General features: G+C 54.4%; 18 protein-coding genes. 13 read left to right on the forward strand and 5 right to left on the reverse strand.

The window, feature by feature from the left end; translation table 11 throughout:
- Entirely contained in the window at nucleotides 1-273 is a 273-nt protein-coding gene (locus DFR30_RS12185) for an RNA recognition motif domain-containing protein (protein WP_132973620.1), read from the reverse strand.
- 301 nt (nucleotides 274-574) lie between these two features.
- Nucleotides 575-991 (reverse strand): secondary thiamine-phosphate synthase enzyme YjbQ, encoded by a 417-nt coding sequence (locus DFR30_RS12190; RefSeq protein ID WP_132973622.1) that lies wholly within the window; start codon nucleotides 989-991, stop codon nucleotides 575-577.
- A 64-nt stretch (nucleotides 992-1,055) separates the two neighbouring features.
- Here DFR30_RS12190 and typA point away from each other — a divergent pair, with 64 nt between their 5' ends.
- Nucleotides 1,056-2,870: a translational GTPase TypA gene (typA, locus tag DFR30_RS12195; RefSeq protein WP_132973624.1), complete on the forward strand. Its 1,815-nt coding sequence runs from the start codon at nucleotides 1,056-1,058 to the stop codon at nucleotides 2,868-2,870.
- 6 nt (nucleotides 2,871-2,876) lie between these two features.
- Here the strand turns inward: typA and DFR30_RS12200 are convergent, their stop codons facing one another.
- A complete protein-coding gene (locus DFR30_RS12200) occupies nucleotides 2,877-3,407 on the reverse strand; it encodes a protein disulfide oxidoreductase (protein ID WP_132973626.1) in 531 nt (176 codons plus the stop codon).
- 129 nt (nucleotides 3,408-3,536) lie between these two features.
- On the opposite strand from DFR30_RS12200, the gene DFR30_RS12205 reads away from it, so the two are divergent.
- A complete protein-coding gene (locus DFR30_RS12205) occupies nucleotides 3,537-4,007 on the forward strand; it encodes a hypothetical protein (RefSeq protein WP_132973628.1) in 471 nt (156 codons plus the stop codon).
- Here the strand turns inward: DFR30_RS12205 and DFR30_RS12210 are convergent.
- Nucleotides 3,993-5,336 (reverse strand): YihY/virulence factor BrkB family protein, encoded by a 1,344-nt coding sequence (locus DFR30_RS12210; protein ID WP_132973630.1) that lies wholly within the window; start codon nucleotides 5,334-5,336, stop codon nucleotides 3,993-3,995. The two genes, DFR30_RS12205 and DFR30_RS12210, sit on opposite strands and share 15 nt — an antisense overlap.
- 407 nt (nucleotides 5,337-5,743) lie before the next feature.
- Between DFR30_RS12210 and DFR30_RS12215 the strand changes: the two genes are divergently transcribed.
- The 4 genes from DFR30_RS12215 to fabB all read left to right on the forward strand — a co-directional run bounded on the left by DFR30_RS12215 (nucleotide 5,744) and on the right by fabB (nucleotide 9,793).
- Complete coding sequence (locus DFR30_RS12215) at nucleotides 5,744-6,172, forward strand: histidine biosynthesis protein HisIE (protein ID WP_132973632.1); 429 nt, start codon at nucleotides 5,744-5,746, stop codon at nucleotides 6,170-6,172.
- 330 nt (nucleotides 6,173-6,502) lie between these two features.
- Entirely contained in the window at nucleotides 6,503-7,753 is a 1,251-nt protein-coding gene (locus DFR30_RS12220; RefSeq protein WP_165869199.1) for a GGDEF domain-containing response regulator, read from the forward strand.
- 289 nt (nucleotides 7,754-8,042) lie between these two features.
- A complete protein-coding gene (gene fabA, locus DFR30_RS12225) occupies nucleotides 8,043-8,564 on the forward strand; it encodes a 3-hydroxyacyl-[acyl-carrier-protein] dehydratase FabA (protein ID WP_243640735.1) in 522 nt (173 codons plus the stop codon).
- An 11-nt stretch (nucleotides 8,565-8,575) separates the two neighbouring features.
- Complete coding sequence (fabB, locus tag DFR30_RS12230) at nucleotides 8,576-9,793, forward strand: beta-ketoacyl-ACP synthase I (RefSeq protein WP_132973638.1); 1,218 nt, start codon at nucleotides 8,576-8,578, stop codon at nucleotides 9,791-9,793.
- 14 nt (nucleotides 9,794-9,807) lie between these two features.
- On the opposite strand, the gene hrpA is transcribed toward fabB, so the two are convergent.
- The gene (hrpA, locus tag DFR30_RS12235; protein ID WP_132973640.1) at nucleotides 9,808-13,704 is read right to left on the reverse strand and encodes an ATP-dependent RNA helicase HrpA; all 3,897 of its coding nucleotides are present in this window, start codon (nucleotides 13,702-13,704) and stop codon (nucleotides 9,808-9,810) included.
- A gap of 161 nt (nucleotides 13,705-13,865) precedes the next feature.
- Between hrpA and DFR30_RS12240 the strand changes: the two genes are divergently transcribed.
- The 7 genes from DFR30_RS12240 to DFR30_RS12270 all read left to right on the forward strand — a co-directional run bounded on the left by DFR30_RS12240 (nucleotide 13,866) and on the right by DFR30_RS12270 (nucleotide 17,607).
- Nucleotides 13,866-14,336: a DsrE family protein gene (locus DFR30_RS12240; protein WP_132973642.1), complete on the forward strand. Its 471-nt coding sequence runs from the start codon at nucleotides 13,866-13,868 to the stop codon at nucleotides 14,334-14,336.
- Between the two features lie 126 nt (nucleotides 14,337-14,462).
- On the forward strand, nucleotides 14,463-14,789 hold the full coding sequence (locus DFR30_RS12245) for a c-type cytochrome (protein ID WP_132973644.1): 327 nt from the start codon (nucleotides 14,463-14,465) through the stop codon (nucleotides 14,787-14,789).
- Between the two features lie 30 nt (nucleotides 14,790-14,819).
- Nucleotides 14,820-15,170, forward strand: a complete 351-nt coding sequence (locus DFR30_RS12250; RefSeq protein ID WP_132973646.1) for a c-type cytochrome — start codon at nucleotides 14,820-14,822, stop codon at nucleotides 15,168-15,170.
- A 144-nt stretch (nucleotides 15,171-15,314) separates the two neighbouring features.
- Nucleotides 15,315-15,770, forward strand: coding sequence for a MerR family transcriptional regulator (locus DFR30_RS12255; protein WP_165869200.1), 456 nt, complete (start codon nucleotides 15,315-15,317; stop codon nucleotides 15,768-15,770).
- Between the two features lie 257 nt (nucleotides 15,771-16,027).
- Nucleotides 16,028-16,321, forward strand: a complete 294-nt coding sequence (locus DFR30_RS12260) for a glycogen-binding domain-containing protein (RefSeq protein ID WP_165869201.1) — start codon at nucleotides 16,028-16,030, stop codon at nucleotides 16,319-16,321.
- Nucleotides 16,321-17,004, forward strand: coding sequence for a MinD/ParA family ATP-binding protein (locus DFR30_RS12265; protein WP_132973653.1), 684 nt, complete (start codon nucleotides 16,321-16,323; stop codon nucleotides 17,002-17,004). Before DFR30_RS12260 ends, DFR30_RS12265 begins: the two co-directional genes overlap by 1 nt.
- Nucleotides 17,005-17,010: 6 nt before the next feature.
- Complete coding sequence (locus tag DFR30_RS12270; RefSeq protein ID WP_132973655.1) at nucleotides 17,011-17,607, forward strand: hypothetical protein; 597 nt, start codon at nucleotides 17,011-17,013, stop codon at nucleotides 17,605-17,607.
- Nucleotides 17,608-17,615 lie beyond the last annotated feature (8 nt).

Genomic DNA, 17,615 nt, shown 5'->3' on the forward strand with positions numbered 1-17,615 from the left:
CTAGTGCCTGGGACGTCGCATTCGCCAGACCCCTCTGGGCTTGGCCAGGTTTACCTTGAGATTGCGCCCCTCGAACTCTACTCCGTCCATGGCGTTGACCGCAGTTTCAACGGCCTCGTCATCCATTTCCACAAAAGCGAACCCGCGCGGCTTGCCCGTGTAGCGATCACTCACCAGCTTGACTGACTTGACCTCGCCATGTGTTGAAAACAGTTCACGCAACTGGTCAGATGTTGTGTCAAAAGCAATGTTACCCACATAGATTGATTTCATTTTTTTTCTCCACCCTCCTTTGCCATTTGCAATATCCTGCTGCCGCGTATCTCCGGCCACTGCAAACTTCAACGAACCTCCATATCGAAACACCCGCCCGCACATACCTGTAAACCAGACCCGGGAAACGGGGTAACAAAAAAAGTATAGACCAGACTGGCTGCCATTAAAGCCTGAACAAGCGTTCAGACAAGCACCGCCAACCTGTACTTCAGGACAGGTCATTAAAAGCTGATACTGGACAAAGGTTGGCGAAGGCCACCCCTGGATCGACCCGGCGCCACTGAACATACCAGCACAACTACTCTCCGCAGAGGGTCACACTGACCTTGCGCCGGTGCGCGGATGTCCGGTGTTCCCAGAGATAAACACCTTGCCAGACGCCAAGATCGCAATGCCCTCCCGATACCGGCACCGTCAGAGCGTTACCCGTCAGCATACTGCGTACGTGCGCCGGCATATCGTCAGGGCCTTCGTCAACGTGATGGAACAAAGGGTCACCATCCGGTGCCAGTCGTTGCATAAAGCGCTCGAGATCTGATCTGACCTCCGGATCGGCATTTTCACATAACATCAGTGAAGCACTGGTATGGTGCACAAAAATCAGGCACATGCCGGTTGAAATGCCGGATTCGGCCAGTCTGGCATTGATTTGCCTAACAATTGGCAGGCTGCCCCGCCCCGGTGTATCGACCGTGAAACACGTCTGAAAGATCATGTTTTCTCCCTCCAGCGGGTTAATTCATGTATAATTTCCGCTCTTTTACTCGCGAGAAAATCCCGTGATCGAACGTCTACGTAATATTGCCATCATCGCCCATGTCGACCATGGAAAAACCACCCTTGTCGACCAGATGCTTTCACAGTCCGGCACACTCGGTGACCGGGCTGCTACACCCGAGCGGGTGATGGATTCAAACGATCTCGAGCGCGAGCGCGGGATCACCATTCTATCCAAAAATACTGCAATCGAATGGAATGACTACCATATCAACATTGTCGATACGCCCGGACACGCGGATTTCGGCGGTGAGGTAGAACGCGTATTGTCGATGGTCGACTCGGTACTGCTGCTGGTCGACGCCGTGGAAGGCCCCATGCCTCAAACCCGCTTCGTTACCCAGAAAGCGCTTGAGCGGGGACTCAAACCGATTGTCGTCATCAACAAGATCGATCGCCCGGGGTCACGACCGGACTGGGTGCTTGACCAGACCTTCGACCTGTTCGACCGCCTCGGCGCCACTGATGAGCAACTGGATTTCTCCGTTGTCTATGCCTCCGGCCTGCAGGGATTTGCCGGCCTGGAAGCCGATATGCACGAGGGTAATATGACCCCGCTGTTCGAAGTTATCGTTAACACCGTTCCAGCGCCAGACGTCGATACTGAAGGCCCGTTCCAGATGCAGGTCAGCTCGCTTGATTACAACAGCTATGTTGGCGTCATCGGCATTGGCCGTATCACGCGTGGGCGTGTCAAAACCAACACACCGGTTACGGTTGTCGACCGGGAAGGCAAACAACGTAATGCGCGTATTTTGCAAATCAACGGCTTCCTCGGACTGGAGCGCGTAGAGGTACCTGAAGCGCGCGCCGGAGATATCATTGCCTTTACCGGTATTGACGGTCTCGGCATCTCCGACACACTTTGCGACCCGACCTGCGTGGAAGCCCTGCCGCCACTGAGTATTGATGAACCCACCATCAGTATGACCTTCCAGGTCAACAATTCACCGTTTTGCGGCCGTGAAGGCAAGTTTGTCACGTCACGACAGATTCGCGAACGCCTCGACCGGGAGCTGGTGCACAATGTTGCGCTGCGGGTCGATGATACCGAGGATCCGGACAAGTTCCGCGTCTCTGGTCGTGGTGAACTGCACCTTTCAATCCTGATCGAAACCATGCGCCGCGAAGGCTATGAGCTTGGCGTGTCACGTCCGGAGGTCATCTATCGGGAAGTCGATGGCGTAGTGGAGGAACCCTACGAACAGTTGACCGTCGATGTCGAGGAACAGCACCAGGGTACGGTGATGGAAAAACTCGGCGAGCGCGGCGCCGACCTGCGCGACATGGCCCCTGATGGTAACGGACGGGTACGTATGGAGTTCATCATCCCGTCGCGCGGGCTGATCGGTTTCCGTACCGAATTCCTCACCGCTACCCAGGGCAGCGGCCTGATCTACAATGTTTTCGCCCACTATGCCCCGGAGAAGAAAGGCACCTTCGGCCAGCGCATCAACGGTGTGCTCATCGCCAATGGCGCCGGCAAGGCACTCGCCTACGCATTGTTCAACCTCCAGGAACGCGGCCGTCTGTTTGTCGAACATGCGGAGCCGGTTTACGAAGGCATGCTGGTCGGCATACACACGCGCGATAACGACCTTGTCGTCAACCCGCTGAAGGCCAAACAGCTGAACAACATTCGTGCCGCCGGTACCGATGAGAACCTGGTACTCACGACACCGATTCGCATGACGCTCGAGCAGGCACTTGAGTTCATCGACGATGATGAACTGGTGGAGGTCACCCCCCAGAATATCCGCCTGCGCAAAAAACTGTTACTGGAACACGAGCGCAAGCGTGCGGCACGCGCCAGCTAACGCTGCTTACTGCCCGGCCCACCAGAGGCGTAACCTTAAACCGGTTTCCGTGGTATACCCCACCCCGGAAAACCGGATCTGGTTGTCCTTGTCTATAACAAGACTGGCCGGAACGCCCTTGATGCCATAGCGCCGGCTTATTGCGCCAGACGGATCGGTCACAACCGGGTAACTGACGCCCTTTGCGGCCATCCACTCAAGCAACTTATCCGCTGGCATGTCATCGATCGAAACGGTTAACACCGGGTAATCTTCCGAGATGCGCTGAATACTCCCCTGCTCAAGATTGCATACCGGGCACCAGCTGGCCCAGAAGTGCAATAACAGGGGACGCTCATGCACAGACTCCAGAGAAACAGCCTTTCCATCCAGCAAAACGCCTTCGAAAGCAGGCGCCGGACCTTCCACGACCTCTCTGGTCTGGTACATCTGTATCGCCGTCAGGGCAAGCACGAACAACAGCGCCTCGAAGGCATACCGCAGCCAGTGCCGTTTCCGTGAAATTTTTGAATCTGAAGCGGGTTCCGGGTTTTTCATACAGCACTTTGGTGACTGGTTCACAGAATCCAATGGCGCGAAAGCCTAGTCTGGAATCCGGTCAGTGGGGTCATAGTGATGGTATCACTTTTTCAACAGTTTTCAGCCTGGGGGTGCGGGATACTGCTGATGACCGCCTGCGCGCCAGCATCCGCTGAATCCAGCCTGCCAAATTTCACCAACAGCGACGGGCGCCTGGCACATGACGAGGTTATTGCACACATTCCCCGCCACCTCGCGGAAACACCTTCTGTCGCGCTTGCGAAGTTCAATATTGTGCTCTACCGGGCAAAACATCTGACCGAACAGCGACTTTGTGAAGGGAAATGGACGCCCCGTGGCGCTCTGCTTTACCAATACATCCCGGGAGAGGCAGACACGCGCCCACACACAAGTGGAAACAAGCCAGGGTCATGGCTTGTGCAAACCTTCCGAAGCCCTGTAAACCTGGCTTGTCCTGACACCACCCGAGCAGAGTATTTCCTGGAAATGAGCCGCCATCTGCCGGCCTGGATAAGCGTGCGACCTGCCGGACAGATAACAGTGTTCAGACTCGGGCAGGCATTTACCGGTGGCCAACACCCGCTAGCCGCTCGTTAGACTCTTGTCACCTACCAGGTCTTTCAGTGTGCGGTCTCCCATCGCTTCGTGAGCAGCCGTGTTCACCGCCACCAGGAGTTGCTCAACATGGCTCTCGCCGGGCAGGGTACTGATGGTCAACAAACGGTTCTCTCCTGCACTTCGTACCGCATCATATAATTGCGACACCAGGATGGTGTCGATATCACGCCGCGGCAGGTAGGCCGGTTCATCATCACAGGTTTCTGACAGAAATCCGCTTTCCAGCATTAACCGCAATACTTTGTGTACCGGCTGCATAGGCAACCCCAGATACTGCACAAGCGCATCAAGCGTCCATGGCTCCCGGTTGTTGAAATGGTGTGCCGCAACCATATACATCACCTGCAGAGCGAGTCGTTCCTGCAGGCGGTTACTCAGCTGTAATTTTACCGGTTCGCGCGTCAGGTACTGGGGATACTGCACATAAAACGCGACCTGGGCACCCAATAAAAGAATAAGCCAGCTCAGGTACAGCCAGATAAGCAATAACACCAGGATGGCAAAACCCGAATAAATCGCCGCATAATTTGGCGAGGTTGCCACGAATGCAGCAAATATCCAGCCACTGGTTTGCCATAACACGCCCGCAACCACGCCACCAACCAGGGCAGGCACCATTTTCACCCGCGTATTGGGTATAAACAGGTAGATAAAACTGAATGTCACAATGACCAGCAAGTAGGGAATCAGTTTGCCGGTCAGTACCAGTATACGACCAATCGGCTCCACGCCCATCAGGCTTTGCACTGCACTGTGACTGGTGATTGTCGCGGTCAGCCCTACCGCTGCAAACATCAGCACAGGCCCGATCAGAATGACACTGAGATAGCTGGAAAAGCGCTGCGCCATACCTCGCAAACGGTCAACCTGCCACACATAATTAAATGATGATTCGATTTTTTGCGTAAGAGAAACAACGGTATAGAGAAGAAATACCAACCCCAGCGAACCCAGCACACCTGCCTTGATATTCTCTACAAAACCAATGACGTTGCTGGATATTTCTGCTCCACGCGGACCCAATGGCGCAAGAACATTCGCCAGTATGGGTTCGAGTTGGTTGTGTACACCAAAACCTTTGAGCACAGAAAAACTGACGGCCAGGAGTGGCACGGTCGACAACAACGTCGTGTACACGAGACTCATTGCCCTGAGATTCAACTGACCTCCGAGTAACTGACGCAACACGACAACCAACATACGAACAGGGAGTATGACCCAGCGTTTCGTGCGTTCCATTTCACGCAGGTCTTGACGCCATAACCCGTCCGTAAAACGCGAGTAAAAATGAAATAGCCGGTTGGTCATGTACTGAATCCCTGTTATAGAAATGTTGCACATACGCAACGATTAACAAAACAAAACCGCCTTCAATGCCGGAAATATAACGTCTGGCAAAAAAATATTTACGACATATATAACCCTGAAATCCGGTTTGCAGGAGGATATGTCTCTTTATGATCACATATCAGCTGAATTTTTCAATATGCAACGAAACACTGTTATTTACTTACGAAACCGATATTGGCAAAGAGTTTTCTTGCCCTGCCAACGAGTTATGAATACATATACTCACTCAAAACGGACTCATAAGTTACACCGTAATCATAGAGCCAAATATTACCTAGGTGTTGTAATTTGTTCTTTTTTCATTAAAGTTTTAAATGTAAACGCCGTTACGTTGCGCGAATCATATCTTGAAGGAGGTATTCCTCATGGCAGCGAGAAAGAAAACTGTTAAGCGTAAGGCAACCGCCAAAAAGAAAAAGGTAGTTGCTAAAAAGAGAAAGGTAGCACCGAAGAAGAAGCGTGCTGCAAGCAAGAAGAAAGTTGCAAAGAGAAAAACTTCGAAGAAAAAAGCTTCGAAGAAAAAGGTAGCCAAGAAAAAGGCCACCAAGAAAAAAGCTTCGAAGAAGAAAACTTCGAAGAAACGCGTAGCCAAGAAAAAGGCTTCGAAGAAAAAGGCAGCCAAGAAAAAGGCTACCCGGAAAAAAGCTTCGAAGAAGCGCGTAGCCAAGAAAAAGGCTACCCGGAAAAAAGCTTCGAAGAAAAAGGCGGCCAAGAAAAAGGCTACCCGGAAAAAAGCTTCGAAGAAGCGCGTAGCCAAGAAAAAGGCTACCAGGAAGAAGGCTCGCCGTCGTTAAGCGGCACCTCCTGTAAGAAAGGCCTGCGAATGCAGGCCTTTTTTTTAACTGACTGTTTATAAAGCTTAAAATTTTAACTTCACATCCGTTTTGTAGTTGCAAACCGCGCCCCTCCTCATGACGCCCTCCCCCAATCCCGGACAGAAACAGACCCTGCCGCCCGCTTCCCTGGCAAAAACCACTTGTCCTGTATAAACGTGGCCAGCACCTCCCCCCCGGAACCGGATGCTCACTTAAATACCTTAGATGACAGTGGCTTACTAAAGATCTGGAATGACTGGCCGAAACCGACCCTGTAACCTCGTTTTCAAAAACAACCGGGTTGATGGTATGACGGATTCAGATACTGACAAGACAACATTGATGGTTGTGGACGATTCACGTCTCATGCGTGTGGCGGCCCGCAAAATTCTGAAAAACGACTTCATTATTATTGAAGCCGCAGATGGCGAGGAAGCCTGGGAAACTCTCCAGCAGCACCCTGATATTGCCCTGGTGATGTCAGATCTTTCAATGCCAAATCTCGATGGTCTCGGCTTACTGAAACGCATTCGTGAATCCCGATTCAGTGAGCTACCGGTCATAATAATCACCGGTGCGGAAGACGATGACGGCAGTAAAAAGACAGCCCTTGCTGCAGGCGCCAGCGACTTTATAACCAAGCCATTCGAATCCGTCCAACTGCTGGCGCGCGCAAAGGCACAAGCACGCCAGAAAAATGTACAGGAAGCGCTACAACAAAGCGAAGCCGAGAAACAACAATTACAGGAAACCAGCCAGGTTGAACCCATGACCGGTCTGGCCAACAAACGTGCCTTTATCAATCATCTGGAAGAAAATCTGGCCTATGCTACGCGACACCGCACCGAACTTTCGCTGATTCTGGTCCGCATAGAGAAATACAAGGTGCTGTTTTTGCGCCGCGGCAAGCAGGTTGCGGAACAACTGGCCAGAGAAGTTGCAAGGATTCTGGCTAATGGCCGTCGCCGTGAGGACACCGTTGGACATATTGCGCTGGACACCTTCGGAGTTCTTCTTCCTTCTGCCAACCTGCCAGGCTCCAAACGTGTGGTCAACCAGCTCACAGAAGCCATCGAGCAGCTGGAAATCAGTATTGAAGGTGTTTCCATACCCTTCAGTGTACGTTTTGGCCTGTGTAACCCGGATATTCGACCGGGGATTAGTGCTGATGAAGTTATTACTCAGGCAGAAACCCGCCTGTCTTCTCCGCCAGCTGCTATGTCGACGCCAGTCAAACCCGCGACTGAAAGCCCGAACCAGGTCAGAACAGCTGTAGTGATGACCCCGCCCGCTGCAGCTACCGAAAGCCCACAGGAACCTGATGTCGCAACACCTGCAGAGGTACAGAAAGCACTTGATGCTCTCGTAAATAACAGCCGGACCAACACCTCGGCAGATACACTTGTGCGTGGCATTTTGCCCATACTGGATAACTGGAACCTTGCGAATGGACAACGCTACGACGGGCTTGTTACTGCCTTGCGTACTGCACTTGAAGAGGCGGAAACCGTGGAAACGGCGACCACACGCCCGCAGCAACCACCCGAACTGGTCGACTGACAACACAGGCTGGCCACCGCCACCCCCTGAAATCCTGCAATAAACCGGCCTGCTGACAGAATTATCAACCTGACCCAGAACGTGGAATACAGCCAGGATATTGTCAGAAAATCCGCCATTCCACTTCCCTGAAAGACCCGCGGGATGCCTTCCCGGCGCCATACCTGAAAGCCGTGGCAGAATAACGCCGGCACACCATGCAAATTTTCACCCAAACCGCTAGAATACGCGCCTGCAACTATCCAGCCACGCCATTTTTCCGGCCATGACTACAGTGACGGCATCCACCTTGACTCAAGACAGACAATCCAGCTTCAGCTACGAAGAACTCATCGCCTGCGGGCACGGCGAACTGTTCGGCCCCGGCAATGCCCGTTTGCCCCTGCCCCCCATGCTGATGTTCGACCGCATAACACATATCAGTGAAACAGGCGGTGCAAACGGCAAGGGTGAGATCATTGCCGAACTCGATATCAAACCGGAGTTGTGGTTTTTCGAGTGTCACTTCGAAACCGACCCGGTGATGCCCGGCTGTCTGGGTCTGGACGCCATGTGGCAACTGATCGGCTTTCACCTTGGCTGGCTCGGCGGCCCGGGGCGCGGTCGGGCGCTGGGTTCCGGTGAGGTCAAATTCAGCGGCCAGGTAACGCCCGATGCAAAAAAGCTGACCTACCGCATCGACCTCAAGCGTGTTATCCAGCGAAAACTGTATATGGGCATCGGCGACGCCTGCATGGATGTCGATGGCAAGGAAATTTATCACGCAAAGAATTTGCGTGTCGGACTGTTCACCTCTACTGAAAATTTCTAGGATTTATTGATATGCGACGCGTAGTAGTTACAGGCATGGGCATTACGTCCAGTATCGGCACCACACAACAACAGGTTCTGGAATCCCTGAGACAGGGCAAATCCGGTATTGTCTTTGCGCCTGAATATGCGGAACGTGGTTTCCGCAGTCATGTTCATGGTGCTGTTGATATTGACCTGGACAGTCTTATTGACCGGAAATTAAGACGTTTTATGGGGGATAGTGCCGCCTACAACTACCTGGCCATGAAGGAGGCCATCGAAGATGCCGGGCTGGAAGACGAGCAGATCTCCAACCCGCGCACCGGCCTGATCGCCGGTTCCGGTGGCACTTCGACATCCAATGTTGCGCTGGCACTCGACCTGTTCGAGAAAAAAGGTGCCAAAAAAGTCGGCCCTTTCATGGTGCCACGCACCATGGGCAGCACAAACTCGGCATGCCTGTCCACGGCCTACAAGATCAAGGGCGTTAACTATTCTATCAGTTCCGCCTGCTCGACCAGTGCACATTGCATCGGCAATGGCTGCGAGCTGATCCAGATGGGCAAGCAGGACATCGTGTTTGCCGGTGGCGGTGAAGAGCTGCACTGGACACTGACGCTGCTGTTCGATGCCATGGGAGCCCTGTCGTCAAAGTATAATGACTCACCGGAGACTGCATCACGTGCCTATGATGCTACCCGTGACGGTTTTGTCATCGCCGGCGGTGGTGGCATGCTGGTACTGGAGGAGCTGGAGCATGCGAAGGCCCGTGGCGCCAAAATCTATGCAGAAGTCATCGGCTATGGCGCAACCTCCGATGGCTACGACATGGTTCAGCCCTCGGGTGAAGGCGCCGTACGCTGCATGCAGCAGGCCATGGGTGACAGCGATGTCAGCATTGATTACATCAACGCACACGGTACCAGCACACCGGTTGGCGACACCCGCGAGCTGGAGGCTATCAAGGAAGTTTTTGGTGACAACATTCCCGCCATCAGTTCCACCAAGTCACTGACCGGTCACTCGCTCGGTGCAGCCGGTGTACAGGAAGCTATCTATTCACTGATCATGCTGCAGAACGACTTTGTGTGCGCCTCGGCCAATATTGAACAGCTTGACCCGGCAGCGGAAGGCTTCCCGATACAGCTCGAACGCAAGGACAATGCCGGCCTGCGCACAGTTATGTCCAACAGCTTTGGCTTTGGCGGTACCAATGCCTCGCTGATCCTGCAAAAGCTGGAAAACTGAAACCTTAACCGGGTTCAGCTGATGACAAGCGCCTTCCAGGCCTTGTCCAGTCGTTGAGGTGATACCTTGTCGACGGTCCCCAGCTCCTGCGCAAACAGGGAAACCCGCAGTTCTTCGATGAGCCACCGGAACACCTGTAGTTGTTCGGGATCCACACCGCCCTTGTTCTGTGCCTGCTCGAAGCGGGATTGATATTCCTGCACCTGCAACGCATGTTTTCGATCGCGCTCCACGTTTCCCGGCAGTCTTTCCAGCCTGGCGACCGCCGCGCGCAGGTAAATCGCCAGCCGCGGCAGACGCGACAGGGGCGTTGCCGAAAGAAAGCCGGGGTACACCAGCGCGCCGGCCTGCTGACGCAATTCGCTCATGGCCAACAGCAGTTGTGGTGATACAGACCCTTTCAGACCACGACTGAGCTGGTGGAAAGCCTGCAACGCCTCGTAACTGCTGCGACTAATCTCCACAGCCAGTTCCAGCAACCGCGCTCGCCCCGATTCGAGACGCTGACGGTACGCCGTCTCGTCACGCACCGGCTCTCCGGCAGACATAAAAGCAGCCTGCAATACAGCCTGCTCCATATCTGCCTGCAAAACTTCGACCGGTCCCAGCGGGGCAAACCACAGCGCCTGTTTTTGTCTTTCCGGCACACTACGATGGATGTCACGCAGGCGACGTCCGGCATTCTGGCGGAACAGCGCCAACAGACCCTGCTCATGCGCCTCGGCTGCCGCTTGCGGATTATCGAAAAGGCGCAGGTTAATACTGCCATCCCGTTTCTCCAGCGCTGGCCAGGCCTGCAATGTGATGCCCGCACGCGTAATCTCGACAGTCTCAGGCAAACGACCAAAGCCCCAGTCGAGTATATCGCTGCGTTCAAACTCCGAATCTGTCAGGCTTGTAAACCGGCTTTGCGCCTGCTCGCCGTATCTCTGTTGCAAGGCAACAAGATCCCGGCCTGCATCAATTCGCTTGCCCTGCTCATCGACCAGCTCGAACCAGGCGAACAGGTGGCGTGGCAGCAGATCCATATGCCAGGCTGAGCGAGGCACATCGATTTGTGTCATGCGTTTCAGCTGCGTCGCGAGTGCATCCAGCAGGTCTCCCTTCGGTGGTGTTACAGCCTGCAGGATGGCGCGAGCAAAGTCCGGCGCAGGCACGAAGTGACGTCGCAGTGTTTTTGGCAGGGATTTGATTAACAGGGTCACTTTTTCCTGACGCAGCCCCGGAACCAGCCAGTCGAACTCATCAGGTTCAAGCTGGTTAAGCATCGCCAGGGGAACCTGAATGCACACACCGTCATCTTCATCGCCAGGTGAGAAATGGTACCTCACTCCCAGCTGCAGGCCATGTACATTGATCTGTGACGGAAATTCCTGCTCGTCTACTGTTTCAGCGCCCTTTCGCATGACCGTTTCACGATCCAGGTGCAGACACCGGGGATTAGTGGCAATGACCTTTTTCCACCAGCGATTGAAACGGGGTCCGTCATACACATCTTCCGGCAAACGCTCATCGAAGAAATTAAACAGATCTTCCTCGTCCACCAGCACATCACGTCGGCGAGCTTTTGATTCGAGCTGGCCCAGCTCGGCAAGCAAGGTACGATTGTGCTCTGCAAACGCCGCATTCGTATTGAACAGGCCCTCTACCAGTGCGTGACGGATAAACAGGCTGCGCGCGATGGCAGGATCAATCGACCCGTAGTCCACCTTGCGCCGGTTGACCAGTGGCAGACCATACAAAGTGACACGTTCGAATGCGGTAACCCGGGCACGCTTCTTTTCCCAGTGGGGATCCGAGTAATGGTGCTTCAGTAATGGGCTTGCCAGGGGCTCTACCCAGGCCGGGTCAATAACTGCCACGGTACGCAGGTAACGCCTGCCGGTTTCGACCAACTCGGCGGCAACCACCCAGCCCGGTTTCTTTCTGGCCAAAGTGGATCCTGGAAATAGCTTGAAACGCAGATTTCTCGCCCCCTGGTATTCTCCCGGCTCAACCTGGAAAGCGATGTTTCCAAGCAGACCACTGATCAATGCGCGGTGGATCGCCTGATAATCCGCCTCGCCGCTGTTGCAGCGCATTCCCATACTGGTGACCTGCTCGTGCAACTGGCGATGAATATCCGCCCACTCGCGCATGCGCAACCAGGAAATAAAATGCTCCCGACACCATTTACGCAACTTGTTCTGCGACAGGTGGCGCGACTGCGCCTTCCAGGCACGCCACAATTTCAGGTAGGAAAGAAAGTCAGACTTGTCGTCACGGAACAGCGCATGTTTCTCATCCGCAGCCTGCGCCTTGTCAAGAGGGCGATCGCGCGGGTCGGCCGCTTCAAGCACTGCCGCAATAACCAGCGCTTCGCTGAGGCAGTTCTGCTCGTTCGCCGCAAGAATAATACGCGCAAGACGCGGGTCCAGCGGCAGACGACATAACTCGCGACCAGATGGCGTAAGCTGCTGTTGCACATCCACGGCACCAAGTTCGTGAAGCAGTTTGTAACCATCACGTACCAGGCGTGTATCCGGCGGATCCACGAAAGGAAAGGCATCGACATCACCCAGTTTAAGGGACGCCATTTGCAGGATTACCGCCGCAAGGTTGGTGCGATGTATCTCCGGGGCAGTGAATTCCGCGCGGGAAAGAAAGTCCTCTTCACTGTACAGGCGAATACAGATCCCCGCCTGCACACGCCCGCACCGTCCTGACCGCTGGTTGGCCGAAGCCTGTGATACGGCTTCTATTGGCAAACGCTGCACCTTGGTACGGTAGCTGTAGCGGCTGACACGCGCCAGCCCGGTATCGATCACATATCGAATCCCCGGTACTGTCAACGACGTTTCAGCCACATTGGTGGCAAGCACAATGCGTCGCCCCTTGTGAGAACGAAACACTTCGCCTTGTTGCCGGGCCGACAAGCGCGCATACAAGGGCAGGATTTCAGTGCGCGCAGGATGATGTTTGCGTAACAGTTCACTGGTCTCTCGAATGGCACGTTCGCCCGGCAGGAACACCAGGATATCGCCTGGCCCTTCTCTCGCCAGCTCATCAACGGCTTCGATAATCGCCTGGCCACGACTGCGGTCACGCTGGTCCTCATCTTCACCTGTGACGGGACGATAACGCATCTCCACCGGGAATGTTCTCCCTGACACCTCGACCACCGGAGCATTGCCGAAATGACGGGAAAACCGCTGCGGATCGATCGTAGCCGAAGTGATAATAACCTTCAGGTCCGGTCGTTTCGGCAACAACCGTCGCAGGTAGCCAAGCATGAAATCCACATTGAGGCTGCGTTCGTGCGCCTCATCGATGATCAACGTATCATATTCGCGAAGTTCCGGGTCTGACTGTATTTCGGCGAGTAAAATGCCGTCCGTCATGATCTTGATAAAACTGCTGTCACGTACACGGTCCTGGAAGCGTACCTTGTACCCTGCCGCCTCTCCCAACGGACAATGCAGTTCCTCTGCAATGCGTGCCGCCAGGCTGCGCGCAGCAATTCTTCGCGGCTGGGTATGACCGATCTTGCCGTAGGTCCCGCGTCCCAGCTCCAGGCAAAGCTTGGGCAGCTGGGTGGTTTTACCTGACCCGGTTTCACCACACAGGATAACGACCTGGTGCCTGTCCAGTTTTTCCAGAATGGCTTCGCGCTGTTCGACAACAGGTAGCGACAGCGCATATTCGGGTTTGGGCAATGTTTTATGCCGCTGAACAACCTGCTGCCGGGACATTTCAATCGCCCTGTTCAGCGCCAGGAGTCCATGATCGATCGGCTGACAACGCTGCAGGCGACGATGCAGACCGGCAATTTTTTTTGTCAGCCCGGGAATATCCCGGGCCAGACAATCATCAAGTTCATGTTGCAACTCGTCCAGGCGCTCTCTCCCGGGACGAACGGTTGACTCTTTCATCTCAAACCTGTGTGTTATAACAAGAGACAGCAGCAATAACCTCACAAAATGGTTACCCGCGCTATTTCGGGGTACATTGTACACTGCGTGCGTGATACAGGTTGAACGTTAAACGGCTGGCTACTGTCGTATGACACAGGCCCACAACATCCGGAATTGCCATGAGAACTCCAGGAACAAGACGCGACTTCTTCACCAACTGCTTCATGACAGGCCTCATCGCCCTGCTTGCAGCAAGCTCGCAGATCATGGCAGAACCCCTGTTTGACGATCCCGAGCACAAAGTGGTCTACCAGTTCAACCAGGCTGACCCTGACTATATGGCACATGTCCTGTTTTCTGTCGGTGCGTTACTACGTAAATACGGCGACAATATTCATATCGTGGTTACCGCCATCGGGCCGGGCATCCATATCCTGGCAGAAGACCCTGAACGACCTGTCCCCGAGATCATCCAGAAGCGTGTTGCCAGTCTGGCAGCCTATGGCGTTTCCTTTCATGCCTGCGGCAATACCATGAAGTCACTCGGCTGGACGAAAGACGATATTCTTGATTTTGCAGAAATCGTTGAAATTGGCGCCGATGACCTGATGTTGTTGCAGGAACAGGGATACAGCTATATCAGCTGGTAAACTTTACGATATAATGCCCCTCGCCCTGACCCCGTAGAAGGCGCATTCAGCGTCATTCAGGGTTGCGCTGTATCTTGAATATTTCGCAGCGCTCAACCAGAAAAACTACCATCGAAGCGAGGACGTATGAAGACAACTTATCTATCAGCACTGGTACTGCTGGCATCAGCGAGCACGCTGCCTCACGTCAGCCTGGCCGCCGGTGACGCAACAGCAGGCAAGGCAAAGGCCGCAACCTGTATGGGCTGCCACGGCGTACCCAGCTACAACAATGTCTACCCGACCTACCACGTGCCCCGGCTCGGCGGACAGCATGCGCAGTACCTGGTTTCCGCCCTCCAGGCCTATAAAGCCGGGCAGCGGTCTCACAAAACCATGCAGGCCCAGGCCAGTTCACTGAGTGATCAGGACATGGAAGATATTGCCGTTTTTTTTGCCAACACCGGCAAGTAACCTGCAGATAATCCAGTTGAGGAACGATTAATGAAACGCCTGATCCCGATAGTTGCTTATACATTTTTCAGTGCCATGGCCCTGAATGCACAGGCTGGTGGCCACGCCGATGCCGGCAAGACAATCGCTGCACAGCAATGCGCATCCTGCCATGCCGCAGATGGCAATAGCACTGATCCACAATTTCCACGCCTGGCTGGCCAATGGGCTGACTACATAGAACGCGCCCTGCTCGACTACAAGAGCGGCGCCCGCTCTAACCCGATAATGTCAGGTTTCGCCGCCGGCCTTTCCAGGCAGAATATGAAAGATGTTGGCGCCTGGTTTGCCAGCCAGCCCGGCGTATTCACTCCCGTACAACCGAAAACGGTCCAGGAATAATCATTTTTTCGCTGCAGGATTCCTGCGGACTGAAAATTTGTTTCAAAAGGGACAAAAACTCAAGTTTTTGTCCCTTTTTTCTTGACATATCCCGAAACCCTGCGAGACTTGGCTAAATATGGCCCAAACGGGCAAGGAGTATCCTTGACGCAAGACTCGTTCACTCGTCTGCAGGCTACCGCCATTACCGGCCTGAGTGCGCGCCAACTGGGTTACTGGCGCAAAACCGGGCTTGTGGCTCCCGCTGCTCGTACCCGCGGGGGGCATGCCCGCTACACCTTTACCGATCTTATTGCACTACGTGCTGCAAAACGTCTGCTTGATGCCAGCATCTCATTGCAACGCATTCGTAAATGCCTGCAGTCCCTTACGCATTTTCTACCCACGGCGGACCAGCCGCTGGTGGAGCTGTCGCTGGTGGTCACCGGCGACGTGGTTCTGGTTTTTCACGGTGAGCGCGCTTTTGATGCGCTGACGGGTCAGGAATGGGTCTTTCCTATCGCCGAGCTGGTGAAGGAAGTGGAGCAGTTGCAGCGGATTCAGCCACAACAAGGGGAATTGTTTCCTGCTGCTACAGAGAAACCGGAGAAATACGCCTGAACCAATAACAGCAATACAGGCCTGGTAGTGGAGTGCCCGGACACTTCACGCTTGTCGCTTAGTGTGCGCTACGGCGCATCAGGACGGGAGACGACGCATGAATATTATGACTATCGCCAAATCGACCTGCCCGTCAAGGTACTACCGGCGACTGGCAGAAGCACTCATGCAGGCTACCGCGTAACCCACAAAGACACATAATGACAGTGAAACCAACCTCCCCCATAGCAACAGTCACTCTGACAGAGGATATGGCCATGAAAGAACATGCCGAACAGATAAGGCTCCAGATGGTCGTGCTGACCTTTGATGATATTGAATGCCATCGACTGCAGATTGCAGGTGACTTTAATGACTGGATTCCCGACCGGGATATCGAAACCCGCCATATCAACGGGCACTGGCAAAAGGTTTTTACCGCTGAACCCGGCGTCTATGAATACCGGCTGGTTATCGATGGAAAATGGCAGGCTGACCCGACCAACCCTGCTGAAATTCCCAACGAACTGGGCGGCATCAACTCGCTGCTCCAGGTACCGGTGCACCACTGATGACCACTCATCTCAGCCCTGTGTGGCAACGCAAAGCCGCTTCCTCCGATCGTCTGGCACGCATCAGCGCACGCTTTCTCAGTGACATCCCGGAAACCCCGGGCAGCGAGGGCACTTGCCAGACGATCCCTTTTCTTCTCGACAATGCCGGTCAGAGCTGGGTGACTCATGACCTCTGCCAGGTACTCAGCCAGCGTGGACACAAGAGTATGCTATGCCATCTGGATGAGCCATGGACCGGGGAACCACGCGATTTATCGAGCGAGCCTGGCGCTCGCACAAAAGGAAACCGTTACTGCCTGGTACCCGTAACATCGGTAGAAACCGTCAGGGCAGCACGCTTTGACCACATAGTATTGCTGGTGCCAGCCAGCCTCGAGGGTGTACGTGCAGCCTACCGGCGCATCAAGCTTCTGAACGAGGAGCAGCCCGTTGAAACCGGCATAGTTATCGTAGGCCCACGTGACCAGCATGCCGCCTGGCGTTACTTCCGAAAACTGGCCGTCGCTTCGTTACGCTACCTTGATGTACCGCTCCTGAACCTGGGCTTCCTGCCCGAACAGGTCATGCCACAGCATGGTCCGGTCAATCACCACCGCAAGAATTTCCTTGCCCGCATCAGTGAGCGACTGGTTCGCATCGGCTTCTACCTGACAGCGTCAGATCGTTCTGCAACAGGATAAGACCTTATGAAGTTATGCATCGAGACCGCTGAAACCTGTGACTGCGAAGAACTGCGCACACTGATTATCGATGCAGCAGAGCAGCTACTGGGTACGGGTAATACCCTGCTGGAAGCAAAACTGCCGTGGGATGGACATCCTGTCATGTTCGCCGATGCCGAGGGACACCCGGTGCTGGTCAGCTTCGATCCGGAACAAAGTCAGGCGGCGCTGTTGAATGGTCTGAAAACCAGTGAACAACTCTCCAATGCACTTCCCTGGGTCAACCAGGTCTATGAGGCGCTGGGAAATCAGCAACTGCCTGTGCGCCTGATTATTGTAAGCCAGGACTACCCGCCCGGTTGCGAGACCATTCTCTCAGACTGCCCACAGCTTACCCTGTACCGCTACCGGACGCTCAGCATCAATGGTGAAACCGGACTCTGGCTGGAGCAAGCCAACAGTCCGCCCGTCAATACGTCGACAGGCAATGCAGCACCGCGGGCTATTTCTGAAAGCACTCCGTCTGCAGTGCCGGCAGAGCCAGCGTCACCACCGCTCACCACGGGTAATGAACTTCCGCCACTGAGTGATGAAGAGTCCGCCTTCTTCCAGCAGCTCTGAAACAGACA

The sequence above is a fragment of the Thiogranum longum genome (assembly GCF_004339085.1).
Lineage (GTDB): Bacteria > Pseudomonadota > Gammaproteobacteria > DSM-19610 > DSM-19610 > Thiogranum > Thiogranum longum.